This window comes from Novosphingobium album (ex Liu et al. 2023), from assembly GCF_029076845.1.
Classification (GTDB): domain Bacteria; phylum Pseudomonadota; class Alphaproteobacteria; order Sphingomonadales; family Sphingomonadaceae; genus Novosphingobium.
Genome location: NZ_JARESE010000071.1, coordinates 1 through 1,722, shown reverse-complemented (window position 1 = coordinate 1,722; position 1,722 = coordinate 1). Strand labels below are relative to the sequence as shown.

At 58.5% G+C, this 1,722-nt stretch carries 1 protein-coding gene; it reads left to right on the top strand.

Features of this window, described 5'->3' with window-relative positions:
• Window positions 1–294: 294 nt before the first annotated feature.
• The gene (locus PYV00_RS20465; RefSeq protein ID WP_275230177.1) at window positions 295–1,710 is read left to right on the top strand and encodes a tyrosine-type recombinase/integrase; all 1,416 of its coding nucleotides are present in this window, start codon (window positions 295–297) and stop codon (window positions 1,708–1,710) included.
• The last annotated feature ends 12 nt before the right edge of the window (window positions 1,711–1,722 follow it).

Sequence of the window (1,722 nt, the reverse complement as noted above, 5' to 3'; positions counted from 1 at the left end):
CCGCCGAATGTGCCAACTATTTCAGCTCGTGCGGCTATGATCCAGATTGATCGAAAACCGCTCTAGCCGCCGCGATTTTATTTGGTAATTCCCGTGACTTATGGTGAGCCCTGCTGGGTTCGAACCAGCGACCTACTGATTAAAAGTTAGATTTTAATCCACGCATTAGCGTGCCGTCACCTGATAAAATAACGAATTTACCGGGTTTTTATCATCACCCGTCATCACGTTTCATTGCAAATCTGATTGCTGCGGCTTACTATCTGATTGCTATAACGCAGACGGAGCAAAGCCATGGCGGGCACCTCGATCACGAAGCGGACAGTCGATGCGGCAAAGCCTGCTGCCAAGGATCACTTCGTTTGGGATGACGACATTTCCGGCTTCGGCCTGAAAGTCACCCCCGCTGGCGGCAAAATCTACGTCTACCAATACCGCATCGCGCGCCCTGGCGAAGCCGCACGGACACCCGCCAAGCGCTACACCATCGGCAAGCATGGAAACCTGACGCCAGATGAAGCCCGAAAGCGGGCCAAGGAGTTGGCGGCACTGGTCGAACGTGGAATTGACCCCCGTCAGCAGGAGTTGAACGAGTTGGCCGCAGAGGACGAGGCCAAGCGGCAGGCACAGGAAATGGCGCGGATTGAAGGCGAGCTTGCCTTCAAGAAAGTCTCTGCGCTCTGGTTGGACCACTACGAGAACGAGAAAGCGCGCCGCCCCTCAAGCGTCAGTCTGGCAAAACTCGTGGTGAACCGCTACCTGACACCAGTCTTGGGCGAAAAGCCAATGCCGCACATCGGTAGAGCCGACATTCAGCCGATCATTGATGCGATCCCTGTTCGCCGGAAGGGCATGCGCCGCGCTGTATTCGCCTATGCGTCCGTCCTATTCGGCTGGACCGCGAGGCGTGGTGACATTGCCTCCAATCCCCTGACCGAGATGGTCAAGCCAGAAGCCCCCAAGAGCCGCGACAGGGTACTGACCGACACAGAGCTGACCGAGGTGTGGAATGCCAGTGAGAAGATCGGTACGCCCTTTGGTCCGTTTTTCCGCTTGTTGATCCTGACCGGGCAACGCCGCAGCGAAGTGGCTGGGATGAGTTGGACGGAGTTGGACCGCGCCTCGTCGACATGGACCATTCCTGCCGATCGGGCCAAGAATGGCGTCGCCCATATAGTGCCCCTCAGCACGACAGCGATTGCCGAGTTGGACGGGCTGGCGGACAGTACCAAGAGCAAAGAGGATAAGTCCGACGAGGTAGCTTGGCCCAAGACCGGCTTCGTGCTCACCACGACCGGCAAGACGCCCATCAGCGGACTTACCAAGGCCAAGAATGCGCTGGACGCAGCAATCATCAAAGCACGTCGCGGCGACGAGGACGTAGAGGAACTCGAGGTGGAGTCCATACCCGCATGGCGTCTCCACGATCTTCGCCGAACGCTGGCGACCGGGTTTCAGCGATTGGGCATCCGCTTCGAAGTGACCGAGGCGGTGCTGAACCATGTCAGCGGTGCCAAGGGTGGCATCGCCGGTATCTATCAGCGCCATGACTGGAAGGAGGAGAAGCGATCTGCGCTCGACGCGTGGGCGCGGCATGTGGCCTCCATCATCACCCCTGCCGAGCAAGGCAACGTCGTAGCGCTCGGCTCAAGCAAGAATGTAGCGCGACGATTACGGAGTCCGGTCGGCGTCAATTTTGATGGCCGATAGGTGGCCGCGCCG

Coding starts and splice junctions, on each gene's coding strand:
- PYV00_RS20465 (WP_275230177.1), top strand. CDS start 295: ATGGCGGGCACCTCGATCACGAAGCGGACAGTCGATGCGGCAAAGCCT.